The sequence below is a fragment of the Sphingobium naphthae genome (assembly GCF_043589935.1).
Lineage (GTDB): Bacteria > Pseudomonadota > Alphaproteobacteria > Sphingomonadales > Sphingomonadaceae > Sphingobium > Sphingobium naphthae_A.
This window is the reverse complement of sequence record NZ_CP171454.1, coordinates 1,840,461-1,852,544: the sequence shown is the minus strand read 5'-3', so window position 1 is coordinate 1,852,544 and position 12,084 is coordinate 1,840,461. Positions and strand designations below refer to the sequence as shown.

General features: G+C 65.4%; 13 protein-coding genes. 9 read left to right on the top strand and 4 right to left on the bottom strand.

The window, feature by feature from the left end:
• Positions 1–83: 83 nt before the first annotated feature.
• Together ACGGKE_RS09130 and ACGGKE_RS09125 are read left to right on the top strand one after the other, a co-directional pair.
• Positions 84–953, top strand: coding sequence for a class I SAM-dependent methyltransferase (locus ACGGKE_RS09130; protein WP_394437203.1), 870 nt, complete (start codon positions 84–86; stop codon positions 951–953).
• Between the two features lie 47 nt (positions 954–1,000).
• Positions 1,001–1,594, top strand: a complete 594-nt coding sequence (locus ACGGKE_RS09125) for a hypothetical protein (protein WP_394437201.1) — start codon at positions 1,001–1,003, stop codon at positions 1,592–1,594.
• Positions 1,595–2,024: 430 nt separating this feature from the next.
• Here ACGGKE_RS09125 and ACGGKE_RS09120 read toward each other — a convergent pair whose 3' ends face one another.
• Entirely contained in the window at positions 2,025–2,291 is a 267-nt protein-coding gene (locus ACGGKE_RS09120; RefSeq protein WP_394437199.1) for a 3TM-type holin, read from the bottom strand.
• 9 nt (positions 2,292–2,300) lie between these two features.
• Positions 2,301–2,840, bottom strand: a complete 540-nt coding sequence (locus tag ACGGKE_RS09115; protein WP_394437197.1) for a glycoside hydrolase family 108 protein — start codon at positions 2,838–2,840, stop codon at positions 2,301–2,303.
• Between the two features lie 238 nt (positions 2,841–3,078).
• Between ACGGKE_RS09115 and ACGGKE_RS09110 the strand changes: the two genes are divergently transcribed.
• Positions 3,079–3,630, top strand: a complete 552-nt coding sequence (locus tag ACGGKE_RS09110; protein WP_394437195.1) for a hypothetical protein — start codon at positions 3,079–3,081, stop codon at positions 3,628–3,630.
• Positions 3,630–4,109: a DUF421 domain-containing protein gene (locus ACGGKE_RS09105; RefSeq protein ID WP_228164789.1), complete on the top strand. Its 480-nt coding sequence runs from the start codon at positions 3,630–3,632 to the stop codon at positions 4,107–4,109. The genes ACGGKE_RS09110 and ACGGKE_RS09105 overlap by 1 nt, the downstream gene beginning before the upstream one ends.
• Positions 4,110–4,124: 15 nt before the next feature.
• Here ACGGKE_RS09105 and ACGGKE_RS09100 read toward each other — a convergent pair whose 3' ends face one another.
• Both ACGGKE_RS09100 and ACGGKE_RS09095 read right to left on the bottom strand, forming a co-directional pair.
• Positions 4,125–6,413 (bottom strand): FdhF/YdeP family oxidoreductase, encoded by a 2,289-nt coding sequence (locus tag ACGGKE_RS09100; RefSeq protein WP_394437192.1) that lies wholly within the window; start codon positions 6,411–6,413, stop codon positions 4,125–4,127.
• A gap of 205 nt (positions 6,414–6,618) precedes the next feature.
• Entirely contained in the window at positions 6,619–7,107 is a 489-nt protein-coding gene (locus tag ACGGKE_RS09095; RefSeq protein ID WP_228164775.1) for a MarR family transcriptional regulator, read from the bottom strand.
• A 269-nt stretch (positions 7,108–7,376) separates the two neighbouring features.
• Here ACGGKE_RS09095 and ectA point away from each other — a divergent pair, with 269 nt between their 5' ends.
• The 5 genes from ectA (at position 7,377) to ACGGKE_RS09070 (ending at position 12,069) form a co-directional block, all read left to right on the top strand.
• On the top strand, positions 7,377–7,883 hold the full coding sequence (gene ectA / locus ACGGKE_RS09090; protein ID WP_394441866.1) for a diaminobutyrate acetyltransferase: 507 nt from the start codon (positions 7,377–7,379) through the stop codon (positions 7,881–7,883).
• Positions 7,884–7,886: 3 nt separating this feature from the next.
• Positions 7,887–9,197: a diaminobutyrate--2-oxoglutarate transaminase gene (gene ectB / locus ACGGKE_RS09085; RefSeq protein WP_394437189.1), complete on the top strand. Its 1,311-nt coding sequence runs from the start codon at positions 7,887–7,889 to the stop codon at positions 9,195–9,197.
• A gap of 13 nt (positions 9,198–9,210) precedes the next feature.
• Positions 9,211–9,618, top strand: a complete 408-nt coding sequence (locus ACGGKE_RS09080) for an ectoine synthase (RefSeq protein WP_394437187.1) — start codon at positions 9,211–9,213, stop codon at positions 9,616–9,618.
• An 88-nt stretch (positions 9,619–9,706) separates the two neighbouring features.
• The gene (gene thpD, locus ACGGKE_RS09075) at positions 9,707–10,627 is read left to right on the top strand and encodes an ectoine hydroxylase (protein WP_394437185.1); all 921 of its coding nucleotides are present in this window, start codon (positions 9,707–9,709) and stop codon (positions 10,625–10,627) included.
• On the top strand, positions 10,624–12,069 hold the full coding sequence (locus tag ACGGKE_RS09070; RefSeq protein WP_394437183.1) for an aspartate kinase: 1,446 nt from the start codon (positions 10,624–10,626) through the stop codon (positions 12,067–12,069). The genes thpD and ACGGKE_RS09070 overlap by 4 nt, the downstream gene beginning before the upstream one ends.
• Positions 12,070–12,084 lie beyond the last annotated feature (15 nt).

The following is a 12,084-nucleotide window of genomic DNA, read 5'->3' as shown; positions in this document are numbered from 1 at the left end:
TAGCCGCTCGGTTCGCCTGAACAGCGAACCCTATTGTCGGTCCTGGCCGTGCCCCGACATCATGCGGCGCGAACGGAGGTTGCGTGGAACTCAAGACCCTCATCGGCGAGTCCTGGCCCGATTATGGCCTGATCGATTCGGGTGCCGGCCGCAAGCTGGAGCGCTATGGCCGCTTCCGCTTCATTCGTCCCGAACCCCAGGCGATGTGGCAGCCGGCGACGAGCGACTGGCGCGCCGACGGCGAATTTATCCCCGGTTCGGACGAGGACGGCGGCGGCCGCTGGTATTATGAGCAGCCCGTGCCCGCCGAAGGCTGGCCGCTGCGCTGGAAGGAGGTCTCCTTCCAATCGAGCTGCACGCCCTTCCGCCATCTCGGCTTCTTTCCCGACATGGCGCCGGTGTGGGACGACCTGCGCGGCGCGATCGCCGACAAGCCCGATGCGGAAGTCATGAACCTGTTCGGCTATACCGGCGTCGGCACCTTGGCCCTGTCGGCCGGCGGCGCGCGCATGGTCCATGTCGACGCGTCCAAGAAGTCGGTGGCGCAGGCGCGGGCCAACGCCGCCCTGTCGGGCATGGAGGATCGGCCGGTCCGCTGGATCGTGGAGGATGCGGCCAAGTTCGTCGCGCGCGAGGTGCGCCGCGGTCGCCGCTATGACGGCATCCTGCTCGACCCGCCCAAATATGGTCGCGGCCCCGATGGCGAAGTGTGGCGGCTGGAGGAGGACCTGCCCGGCCTCATCGCCAATTGCCGCGCGCTGCTCGACGCCGACAGCCGCTTCCTGTTCCTGACCGTCTACGCCGTGCGCATGTCGGCGCTCGCGATCGGCGAATTGCTGCGTCAGGCCTTCGCCGATCTGCCGGGCACGGTCGAAGCGGGCGAACTGGCGGTGCGCGAGGAAAAGCGCGGGCTGCTGCTCCCCACGGCAATCTGGGCGCGCTGGCGGCGCTGATCGCTCCACTGGCCCTTTTCGGGTTGAGCCGTCCGGCGCGGTCCGGCATGACGGGGGCCATGCGCTTCCCCTTTGCCCTCGCGACCACTTCGTCCCTCATCATGCTGCTGGCTTCCTGCGTCGGGCCTCCCAATAATGCTCCCGCGTCCACGCGTCCCGCGCGCGCCCGCCCGGCGCCCGCACCGCGGCCTGTTCCCACACCTGCGCCAACGCCCACACCCGCGCCGCCTCCGGCAACGCCGGTCGCGGCGGAAGCCGCCTGGGCCGATCGCCCGTTGACGCCCGGCAACTGGGCCTACCGGCCCGAACCGAGTGGCAGCGTCGCCCTGTTCGGTTCACCCGCCCGGCCGCTGCTGACGCTGCGCTGCGACCGCGCCAGCCGGCGCGTCATCCTGACGCGCGCCGGGGCGGGGCAGGGGGCGATGGTGATCCGCACCAGCTATGGTGCGGTCAGCTGGCCGGCAGCGGCGCAGGGCGGCGCGCGGCCGGCCCTGGTCGCCGCGCGCGCCGCCAGCGACGCCGTGCTGGACCAGATGGCCTATAGCCGCGGCAAGATCGGCGTTGAAGCGCAGGGCGCCGCGCCGCTGGTGCTGCCGGCCTGGGCCGAAATTGCGCGGGTGGTGGAGGATTGTCGCGCCTGACAAAGGGGCGGGCCGGCCCGGCACGGACGCACAAGTATGATTCCAAAAAAGAATAATACAAGGCTTGAAGATCGCGTTCGTCTGATTCACATTTCGGTTCGTGGCCGGATGACGGACTGATCCATCACTGGCCACGCGGGCTCAACATAGCGAAAGGAGGTGATCCGATGTCTCATGGTTCAGCAATGGGGTCGGTCAAGTCCATTCGGGGAATGCGCCGCTGAGCGACGCTCAAGCGTCGATTTCGGGGTGATTGTGGAGCCTTGAAGGCGGCCGACATACAGGCCCGCTTCCCTTCTCCCGATATAGCGCGATTCACCATTTCCCACTGGGCGGCGCTTCTGGCCGCTGACCATGTCAATGATGGGCCGTCGGGGGTGTTCACCGCCCGGCGGCCCCTCTCATTTTCCGCATGTGGCGCAGGACCGCTCTATCGCTCTGCGCCCTTCGCCTTGCCCCAGGCGCGCGCAGCGGTGTAGCCGATATAGCCGGTGCCAAAAAGCGCGTAGAGCGGCTCGGGCAGAGCTTCGAAATAGGCGCGCATGCCGGCGATGATCGCCGCCGCCAGCGCCGGATCGATGCCCGCAACCAGCCCCATCGGCACGGACCAAAGCAACAGCGCGTACATGACATAGAGAAACGCCGGCCGCGCCCGCTGCGTCCAGGGATCGGCTTTCGCCTCCTCTGCTTGGCTCATCCTCGCCTCCTAACCGATCCGGTTCGCAAGCCAACCGTAGAGGAAGGCTTCGTTGGCCGGGCGGCTCTCGGCGAGCGCGATATAGCGTTCGCCCTGCAGCGCCTCGATCGCCTTCAGCAGGACCTGGTCCCCGCTCGGCCCGCGCAGCGCGCGAAAGGCGGTCAGCGCCGCCAGCGTGCGCGCGCCAAGCAGGCGGTCGAGCTTCAGATCAGGATAGTCCTGCTGATTGCGGTTGAGCGCATTGAGCGCCCGTTGCAGAAAGCCGGTGGCGACGCCCGGGCCCATGTTGACGGCCGTATCGAACAGCTCTGCTGCGATCGGCCAGCTGCACTCGGCGACAAAGCCAAAGCCCGGCTGGTCCCAATAGAGGCGGCGATAGATTTTCTCCGCCACGGCGCGCGGCAGGGCCTGCATCGCGCCCGCATAGCCATGGGCGCGCGCCACGGCCTGGGTGATACCCATATTGGTCGGCCCGCCCCGGTCTGCCGGATGATCGCTATACCCACCTTCTCGCGCGATGACCTCGTCGATCAGCCTGTCGATATCCATGTTTCGCCTCCTGTTCATCCAAGGGCGACTCATTTATCCCATCTGGTTATCTGTAGGACAGCGAAATTGCGGGGCGAACACTGCGCACGTCGGGGCGGACGCGCGGCAGCCCCATTGCGATAGCGGAACGGAAAACGCGGGCAGGGTGTTCTTCCGCCACGACAGGACAAGGCTGCTGAACCAGTGATCGCACGACGCAAACCGGACAACAGGACCTATATGGAAAGCGGGCAGCCTTATGGTCGTTGATCCAGCAGCGCTCGCCGCCTCTGTCCCGGACAAGGACTTTCCCGATGGCATTGCCCGGCGCAACATCGCCGGGGTCAAGGGTTTCAATCCCCTGCTGCCGCTGCTGCTGCTCGCCGCGCTGATGATCGCCGGGCTCGTCGGTCTTCTGGGCGGCAAGCCGGACATGGTGCGGCGCGTGAACGCGGATGCGGCCGCGCTGACCGTCAGGGCGCCCAGCATCATCCGCAACGGCATGTTCTTCGAAACCATTGTCGAGGTCCAGGCGCATCGGCCGGTCGACGACCTCGTCATCGCCATTTCCGCGCCGCTCTGGCGGCAGATGACGATCAACACCATGATCCCGGCCGCGAGCGAGGAAAGCTACAGCCAGGGCGCGCAGCGCTTTTCCTTCGGCAAGCTGGAAGCGGGCGACAGCTTCCGGTTCAAGATCGACGGGCAGATCAACCCGTCGCTCTTCGCCGGCACCCGCGGCGAGATCGCCGTGCTCGACGGGGATCGCCGCATCGTCGGAACGCCCGTCGCCATGAAGGTCCTGCCCTGATGGACATCATCCTGCGCGCCACGGTAATGTTCTTCATCATGTATGCGCTGCTGCGCCTTCTGGGCAAGCGCGAGCTGAGCCAGGTCACGCCGTTCGAACTGGTGCTGCTGATCGTAATGGGCGACCTGGTGCAGCAGGGGGTGACGCATAATGACTTCAGCGTCACCGGCGCCACGCTGGCGATCGGCACCATCGCCTTCTGGGCGCTGGCGCTCAGCTGGATCACCTATGTGTCGCCCCGCGCCGAACGGCTGCTGGAGGGCGTGCCGCGCGTGCTGATCCGCAACGGCGCCCTCATCGAAGCGAACATGCGCCGCGACCGGATCACGCGCGCCGAACTGGAGATCGAGATGCGGCTCGCCGGCATCTCACACATGCGCGACGTCGCCTGGGGCATATTGGAACCCAATGGCAAGATCAGCTTCATCCGCCACGACAACAAGGATTCCGTGCAGGAGGATGACGACAAGCCGATCTGATCGGTCGCGCTCGCTTCAGGCGCGAATGCGCACTGGCACCGATTTATAGGCCGGTGTCTTCGACAGCTGGTCATGGTGCGACAGCGGCACCAGCGGATTGACCTCTGGATAATAGGCGCCGACGCAGCCCGGCGGCAGGTCGAAGGGCGTCACCGTCAGGCGGTCGACTTCCCGCTCCACGCCATCCTGCGCATCGGTCTGGAGCGCCACCACCTGTCCTTCGCGCAGCCCCGCCTTCGCCATTTCGTCGCGGTTGATCAGCAGCACGTCGCGCGTGCCTTCGATCCCGCGCATCCGGTCCGAAAAGCCGTAGATGGTCGTGTTGAACTGATCGTTGGACCGCAGCGTGATCAGCCGATAGCGGCCGGGCGCATCGGCAAAGCCGCAGGCGTTCAGGCCGTCCGGCTGCGTGATCTCGACCTTGCCGCTCTCCGTCTTCCAGATGCGCTCGCGCGCCGCATTGCCCTTGTAGAAGCCGCCGGGCGTGAACATGCGCGCGTTGAACCGCTCGAACTTGTCGGGATAGGTCGCCTCGATCAAATCCCGCACCATGGCATAATCGCCCACCCATTCGTCCCATTTCAGCTTGGGGTGGGGCGTAAGGGTCGCCTTCGCCATTCCCGCCACGATCGCCATTTCGGACCGGAGATGCGCGCTCGCCGGCTTGCGCTTGCCGACCGATCCGTGGATCATGCTGAGGCTGTCCTCCATCGTCACCGTCTGCGGGCCCGATGCCTGCACGTCCTCTTCCGACCGGCCGAGGCAGGGGAGGAGGTAGGCGACCTTCCCGTTGATCAGGTGGCTGCGGTTGAGCTTGGTCGCGATCTGGACGGTCAGGCGCATCCCCTGCCACGCCTCTTCCATCTTCGTCTGTTCCGGGATGGCGCGGACGAAATTGCCGCCCAGCCCGATGAACGCCTTGACGCTGCCGTCGATGATGCCCTCGCACGCCTCCACCGTCGCCATGCCCTTGTCCGGCGGCGGATCGAAGTCGAACAGGACGCGCAGCTTGTCATAGGGCACCAGCTCGGGCTTTTCCGATATGCCCACGGTCCGCTGCCCCTGCACATTGCTGTGCCCGCGCACCGGCGAAATGCCCGCGCCCTCCCGGCCCAGATTGCCGCGCATCGCCAGCAGGTTGACCAGCATCCCGATCGTCTGCGACCCATGGACATGCTGGGTGACGCCCATGCCATAGATGCCGATGACATTGTGGGCGTCGCAATAAATGTCGCCGGCCGCTTCCAGCTCCTTGCGCGCGATCCCCGATTCCCGCTCGATCTCGTCCCAGCCGGTCGCTTCCACCTGCGCGACGAACGCGTCGAAGCCATGGGTGTGCTGCGCGATGAAATCCATGTCGAGCAGGTGGCGGTTGGTTTCGGCCAGCTGCCGCGCCTCGCGCGCAAGCACATGTTTGCACAGGCCCATGATGGCGGCGATGTCGCCGCTCGGCCGGACCTGCAGATACAGCTCGGAGATGCGGGTGTCCTTGCCGGTCAGCATCTCGCGCGGGCTCTGCGGATTCCTGAAGGCGATCAGCCCGCGCTCGCGGATCGGGTTGAAGGTGACGATCCGGCACCCGCGCTTCACCGCTTCCTGCAGCGGATGCAGGAAGCGCGGACTGTTCTGCCCGGTATTCTGGCCGAAGAAGAAGATGGCGTCGCATTTGGAGAAATCGTCCAGCACGCATGTGCCGACCGGCGATCCGGTCACTTTCTTGAGGCCCACCGACGTCGTTTCATGGCACATGTTGGAACTGTCGGGCAGGTTGTTGTGGCCATAGAGGCGCGCGAACAGCGCATAGAGATAGCTGGTTTCCAGGCTCGCCCGGCCCGACGCGTAGAAGATGGTCGATTTGGGATCGAGCGCCTTCAGCTCGGCCGCAATGCCCTGGAACGCCTCGTCCCATTCGACCGGCACATAGGTGTCGGTTTCGCTGTCATATTTCATCGGGTGGGTCAGCCGCCCGGTCTGCTCCAGATCATAATCCTTCCAGCCGCGCAGCTCGGACACCGTATGTTTGGCGAAGAAGTCGGGCGTGCAACGTCGGCTGGTCAGCTCCCACAATGTCGCCTTCGCGCCATTTTCGCAAAATTCGAAGGGCAGGGGATTGGCCGGCTTGGTCCAGGCGCACGACACGCACATGAAGCCGCCGGGCTTGTTCTGCCGCGCCAGCGTCTCCAGCGCCGCGGGCGTCGCCCATTCCTTGCCGTAGATGCTGGCCATGCCCCGGACGGAGCCCCATCCGCCTGCGGGGCCATCATAATGGACGCTATCCTCGTCCTGCTGGGTGGGATCGCTCATCCTGGCCTTCCTTTTCCACGGCTGGTTGTTCGGGAACGGGGCCATTGCCGATGCGTTCCGCAACGCCCTGAAAATAACGGGGCAAATATGTGCTGGCACGCGGTCGCGGAGACGTTCGCGCATCTGCGCGGGGCGCCAGTTCGGCTCTGTCGCGCGTGCGCGCCGCCAGTTGATCCAGCCGACGGCTATCCCTTTCCCGAGCCGCTCAGGCCGGTTCCGACCGGTCGATGAGGCCGCTGTCCAGCAACGGCGCGGCGTCGATATTCTGCGCGTCCATCAGCAGGGCGAGGCGCTCGACCGACGCCAGGATCATCGCCTGCTCCCACGCCTGCAACCGCCCGAACCGGTCAGTGAAGGTCATCTGCAGCGGGTCCGGCGCGTCGTCCAGCGCCTTCACGCCATCGGGCAGGATGGACAGGTGGAATTGGCGCTTGTCCCGTTCGCTGCGCTGGCGCTGGACATAGTTGAGCGCCACCAGCCGGTCGACGATCGTCGTGATCGTCGCCTGGCTGAAATGCAGCGCCTGCGCAACCGCGCCGGGCGTTGCCGCGTCGCGCGCATCGATCTCGCGCAGCACCAGCAGCTGGGACGGGGTGAGGCCAGTCGCGGCAGCGAGTTGGCGGCTGCCGATCTCGGTCGCGCGCATGATCCGGCGAAGCGCGCGCAATGTCAGTGTGGCGGTGTCAGCTTGCATGATCGGCTCCATAGCGGAACCAAAGCGCGCTCACCAACATTGTCTCCGCTCCTTTTTTGCGGGGCGGAGATACTTCGCACCGCAAAATAAAATTTCAAGCGCGGGGTTGAAAAATTCGTCAAAATCGGCATATTCCGCGCCATAACGGAAGGGCGTTGAGTCCCTTGTTCAGAAAATAATTCGGGAGATGAACAATCTTCGATACCCAAGCTACAGCGGCTGTGCCGCCACGGGCTTCTGCGCGCTCCGAAGGGGGTGAGGGGCAGGACATTGCGTTTCGCAAGCCCGTCGGAACGGACGGGCCGGCCATCACGGCGTTGATCGCGGCTTGTCCGCCGCTCGACCCCAATTCGGCCTATTGCAATTTGCTGCAATGCACCGATTTCGCCGACAGCTGCATCGTCGCGACATGCGACGGCACGGTGGCGGGATGGGTGTCGGGCTATCGCCCGCCCGCAGCGCCCGAGAATTTCTTCGTCTGGCAAGTGGCGGTCTCATCCGCCGCGCGCGGCCAGCGGCTCGCCAGCCGCATGATCGAGGCGTTGCTGGCGCGGCCCGAGCAGGCCGGCGTCACGCACCTGACGACGACCATCACCGACGATAATCGCGCTTCGTGGGCGCTGTTTCAGGGGCTGGCCCGCAGTTGGGGCGCGCCGCTGGAAAAGACCGCTCGTTTCGAGCGCGATGCCCATTTCGCCGGCGCCCATGCCACCGAATGGCAGGCGCGCATCGGCCCGCTGACCCCGAAGGGGCGGCACCAACAGGAGGACTTCTGAGCCATGACCACGACCCTTCTTCCCAAACCCACCGCCTCCATTCCCGACCGGGCCATCTATGAACGCCGCGAATCGGGCGTGCGCAGCTATGCCCGGTCGATGCCGCGCCAGTTCAACAAGGCGCAGGACGTGTGGATGCACGACAATCAGGCCGGCCGCTATCTCGACTTCCTGTCGGGCTGCTCGACGCTGAACTACGGCCATAACCACCCGGTGCTCAAGACCGCGCTGATGGACTATATCGCCAGTGACGGCGTCACCCATGGCCTCGACCTCCATACCGATGCGAAGCAGGATTTCCTCGCCGCGCTGGAGGATGTGATCCTCAAGCCCCGCGGCCTCGACTATCGCGCCATGTTCACCGGCCCGACCGGCACCAACGCCGTGGAAGCGGCGATCAAGCTGGCGCGCAAGATCACCGGGCGCGAACTGGTGATCGCCTTCACCAACGGCTTCCACGGCATGACCCTGGGCGCGCTGGCCTGCACCGGCAACGCCGCCAAGCGCGGGGGCGCGGGCGTGCCGCTCAACCATGTCAGTCACGAACCCTATGACGGCTATCATGGTCCCGATGTCGATACGGCCGAACTGCTGGAGCGCCGCCTGTCCGACCCGTCGAGCGGCCTGGACGCGCCGGCCGCCATCCTGGTCGAAACCGTTCAGGGCGAAGGCGGGCTCAACGCCGCGTCGCCCGCATGGCTGCGCAAGATCGCCGACATCGCCAAGCGCCATGGCGCGCTGATGATCGTCGATGACATTCAGGCGGGCGTAGGCCGGACCGGCAATTTCTTCAGCTTCGAAGGCATGGGCTTCACGCCCGACATCGTCACCATGGCGAAGTCGCTGTCGGGCATGGGCCTGCCTTTCGCGCTGACCCTGTTCCGTCCGGAACTCGACCAATGGGCGCCGGGCGAACATAACGGCACCTTCCGCGGCAATAATCACGCCTTCGTGACCGCCACGGCCGCGCTGCGCCATTTCTGGAGCAACGACGCCTTTCAGCAGGACATCGCCCGTCGCGGCGCGCTGCTGGAGCGGCGGCTGGACGCGATGGCCGCCGAACATGGCCTTTCGACCCGCGGCCGCGGCATGATGCGCGGCATCGACGTCGGATCGGGCGATGTCGCCGAAACCATCACCGCCGCCTGCTTCGCGCAGGGGCTCATCATCGAAACCAGCGGCGCGCATGACGAAATCGTCAAGGTGCTGGCGCCCCTCGTGATTGACGACGCAGTGCTGTCCGCCGGCCTCGACATTCTCGAAGCGGCCGTCCGCTCCGCCCTGACCGTCACCTATGGCGTCGCCGCAGAATAAGAGGAGACACATTATGTTCCTTCGCAAGCTTCAGGACATCCGCAAGTCCGACCGCAACGTGAAATCCAAGGGGTGGGAAAGCGCTCGCCTGCTGCTCAAGGATGACGCCATGGGCTTCTCCTTCCACGTCACCACCATGTATGCCGGCGAAGAGCTGCACATGCATTATCAGAACCATCTCGAAGCGGTCCTGGTGCTCAAGGGCACTGGCACGATCGAGGATCTGGGCGATGGCGTGACCCACCAGCTGGCACCGGGCATCATGTATGCGCTCAATGCGCATGACAAGCATATCGTCCGTCCCGAAACCGACATATTGTGCGCCTGCGTCTTCAATCCGCCGGTGACCGGCAAGGAAGTGCATGACGAAAGCGGCGCCTATCCCGCCGATCCGGAACGCGAGGCCGCGCTCGCCGACTGACGGCGAGCCCGATCAGGCGTTCGTCCGTCGCAAGAACGGGCGGGCGCCGGCTCCATCTACTGACACATAACTAAGAGGGGGAAGTCCCATGCAAGACATCTACCCGTCCCGCCATGCCGACGTGGCGGAATTTCTGCCGCGCCTCGACCCTGTCGTCCACAGCGACTGGAGCGAGGATGCGCCGATCAGCCGCGCCCAGGCCGAACAGTTCGACCGCGACGGCTATCTGGTGCTGAAGGATATTTTCTCGGACGCCGAAGTCGCCTTCCTGCAGCGCGAGGCCGGCAAGCTGCTGGCCGATCCGCAGGTGCTGGAAGATGAAACCGTCATCACCGAGCCGGGCGGCCAGGAAGTCCGCTCGATCTTCAAGATCCACGCCCAGAGCGACGTGATCGGCCGCCTGGCCGCCGACAGCCGCCTGGCCGGCGTCGCGCAATTCCTGCTGGGCGATCGCGTCTACATCCACCAGTCGCGCCTCAACTATAAGCCCGGCTTCACCGGCAAGGAATTCTACTGGCACAGCGACTTTGAAACCTGGCATGTGGAAGACGGCATGCCGCGCATGCGCGCGCTGTCCATGTCGGTGCTGCTGGCGGAAAACACGCCGAACAACGGCCCGCTGATGCTGATCCCCGGCAGCCACAAGGCTTATCTGACCTGCATCGGCGAAACGCCGGAGGATCATTATCGCCAGTCGCTCAAGCGTCAGGAATATGGCGTCCCGGACGAGGACAGCCTGGCTGAACTGGCGCACAAGCATGGCATCGTCGCGCCGACCGGAAAGCCCGGCTCAGTGGTGATCTTCGATTGCAACACCATGCACGGGTCGAACGGCAACATCACGCCTTTCCCGCGCGCCAATGCCTTCATGGTCTATAATGCTCTCAGCAATCGCCTGGCCGCGCCGTTCGGCGTCGACAAGCCCCGCCCCGAATTCATCGCTGCGCGGGGCGAGCCGCAACCGATCGCGCCGGTCACCGGCCCCCTGATGGAGGAGGCGCTGGCATGAGCGGCAAGCATAGCGTGGAAAAGATCGGCGGCACCTCCATGGCCGCCACTGCGACCCTGTTCGACAATGTCCTGATCGCGGGACGCAAGGACACGGACCTCTATAATCGCATCTTCGTCGTGTCGGCCTATGCCGGCATGACCGACCTGCTGCTGGAACATAAGAAATCGGGCGAGCCCGGCGTCTATGCGCGCTTCGTCGCCGATGACGGCGCCGATGGCTGGCGTCATGCCATCGAAACCGTGCGCACGGCGATGCACGGCCGCAATTCCGACATGTTCGCGCGCGCCGAAAGCCTGGCCGAAGCCAATGCCTTTGTAGATGCGCGGATCGACGCGGTCGCCGCCTGCCTCGACGATCTCGCCCGGCTGCGCAGCCATGGCCGCTTCTGCGTCAAGGAACAACTGGTGACGGTGCGCGAACTGCTCGCCGGGCTCGGGGAAGCGCACAGCGCCCATTCGACCGCGCTGCTGCTGCGGGATCGCGGCGTCAACGCCTGCTTCGTGGACCTCACCCTCTGGGATCAGGAGGATATGCGCGGCCTGGATGAACGCATCGAACAAGCCTTCGCCGCCATCGATCTCGCTACGACCCTGCCGATCGTGACGGGCTATGCCGGGTGCAGCGAAGGCATGGTGCGCCGCTATGCGCGCGGCTATTCCGAAATGACCTTCTCGCGCATCGCCGTGCTGACGCAGGCGCGCGAGGCGATCATCCACAAGGAATTCCATCTGTCGAGCGCCGATCCAAGGTTGGTCGGCACCGACAAGGCGCGCAAGATCGGCCGCACCAACTATGATGTCGCCGACCAGCTCGCCAATCTGGGCATGGAGGCGATCCATCCCGGCGCCGGACGCGGGCTGCGCCAGACCGACATTCCGCTGCGGGTGCGCAACACCTTCGACCGGGAAGATGGCGGCACGCTCATCTGCGGCAAATATGTGTCGGACACGCCGCGGGTCGAAATCGTCACCGGCATCCGCACGGCGCAGGCGCTGCAATTTTTCGAGCAGGACATGGTGGGCGTGAAAGGCTATGACGCCGCCATATTGGAGGCGCTGACCCGGCATGGTGCGTGGATCGTCAGCAAGGCGTCCAACGCCAACACCATCACGCATTATCTGTCCGCCGACGCGGCCAAGGTGAAGCGGGTGATCGCCGACTTGCAGGATCGCTATCCCGACGCCTCCATTTCGGCGCACCCGGTGGCGATCGTATCGGTGATCGGCAGCGACATTTCGCGTCCCGGACTGATGCCCGATGCGCTGAAGGCTCTGGCGCAGGCGGACATCGACGTCATCGCGATGCAGCATCAGATCCGCAACGTGGACGTCCAGTTTGTGGTCGACACGCGCCATTATGACGCTGCCGTCGCCGCGCTCCACCGCGCGCTGGTGGAGGAGCATGACGAGCCGGTCGCGGAGGGTCGGCGCGCGGCCTGAGCGCCGCGCGCCCCG

Excerpts from the sequence above, each read along its gene's own strand:
- ACGGKE_RS09125 (WP_394437201.1), top strand. The coding sequence starts at position 1,001 with ATGACGGGGGCCATGCGCTTCCCCTTTGCCCTCGCGACCACTTCGTCC.
- ACGGKE_RS09120 (WP_394437199.1), bottom strand. The coding sequence starts at position 2,291 with ATGAGCCAAGCAGAGGAGGCGAAAGCCGATCCCTGGACGCAGCGGGCG.
- ACGGKE_RS09115 (WP_394437197.1), bottom strand. The coding sequence starts at position 2,840 with ATGGATATCGACAGGCTGATCGACGAGGTCATCGCGCGAGAAGGTGGG.
- ACGGKE_RS09110 (WP_394437195.1), top strand. The coding sequence starts at position 3,079 with ATGGTCGTTGATCCAGCAGCGCTCGCCGCCTCTGTCCCGGACAAGGAC.
- ACGGKE_RS09105 (WP_228164789.1), top strand. The coding sequence starts at position 3,630 with ATGGACATCATCCTGCGCGCCACGGTAATGTTCTTCATCATGTATGCG.
- ACGGKE_RS09100 (WP_394437192.1), bottom strand. The coding sequence starts at position 6,413 with ATGAGCGATCCCACCCAGCAGGACGAGGATAGCGTCCATTATGATGGC.
- ACGGKE_RS09095 (WP_228164775.1), bottom strand. The coding sequence starts at position 7,107 with ATGCAAGCTGACACCGCCACACTGACATTGCGCGCGCTTCGCCGGATC.
- ectB (WP_394437189.1), top strand. The coding sequence starts at position 7,887 with ATGACCACGACCCTTCTTCCCAAACCCACCGCCTCCATTCCCGACCGG.
- ACGGKE_RS09080 (WP_394437187.1), top strand. The coding sequence starts at position 9,211 with ATGTTCCTTCGCAAGCTTCAGGACATCCGCAAGTCCGACCGCAACGTG.
- thpD (WP_394437185.1), top strand. The coding sequence starts at position 9,707 with ATGCAAGACATCTACCCGTCCCGCCATGCCGACGTGGCGGAATTTCTG.
- ACGGKE_RS09070 (WP_394437183.1), top strand. The coding sequence starts at position 10,624 with ATGAGCGGCAAGCATAGCGTGGAAAAGATCGGCGGCACCTCCATGGCC.